This is a genomic window from Lacticaseibacillus suilingensis (assembly GCF_016861845.1).
Lineage (GTDB): Bacteria > Bacillota > Bacilli > Lactobacillales > Lactobacillaceae > Lacticaseibacillus > Lacticaseibacillus suilingensis.
The window spans coordinates 1-754 of the sequence record NZ_BOLV01000071.1; the positions used below are offsets into that span (position 1 = coordinate 1).

General features: G+C 44.2%; 1 pseudogene. It reads left to right on the forward strand.

The features are described 5' to 3' along the window. Window positions 1–658: pseudogene (locus JUF11_RS13140) on the forward strand (hypothetical protein); the annotation flags it as partial. Between the last annotated feature and the right edge of the window lie 96 nt (window positions 659–754).

Consider the following 754-nt stretch of genomic DNA (forward strand, 5'->3'; position numbering starts at 1 on the left):
TCATGATGTGCATGATTTTACATCGCGTAACCATCACAACCGCGCAAGTGGTGTATTCCTAGCTAAACAGTACGCCGCCGGACGTGATAAAGTTATTGACGATCTCATTGATACCGGTCGCGTGTTGGAGTCAATGGAGCGCGATTTTTCTCAAACAATCATCGTGGAATCTAACCATGATTTGGCATTATCCCGTTGGCTTGATGATCGTAACGCAAACATTAAAGACGATCCCGCAAACGCGGAATTGTATCACCGTCTAAACGCTGCGATTTACGCCGCTATTGCTGAAAAGGATGATACCTTTAACGTGCTAGATTACGCCTTGCGTAGTGTCGCAGGTTGCGAATTTAACGCTATTTTCCTGACTACTGACCAGTCTTTTAAAATCGCTGGCATTGAGTGCGGCGTACATGGTCACAATGGCATTAACGGCAGTCGGGGCAATCCTAAGCAGTTTAAAAAGTTGGGACGCCTTAACACTGGTCATACTCATACGGCTAGCATTTACGGCGGCGTTTATACCGCTGGCGTGGCGGGGTCGCTTGATATGGGCTACAACGTGGGCGCGTCAAGCTGGACGCAAACGCATTTAATTACCTATGCAAACGGGCAACGTACTTTGATTGACTTCAAAAACGGTAAATTCTTTGCATAATTAAATTTAATCGGCGGTTGAAATATACCGCCATTAATAAAAGGTTTATTAAATGGCTAGTAAAATTAATATATCTATCCCTGATAGCAATTGTTT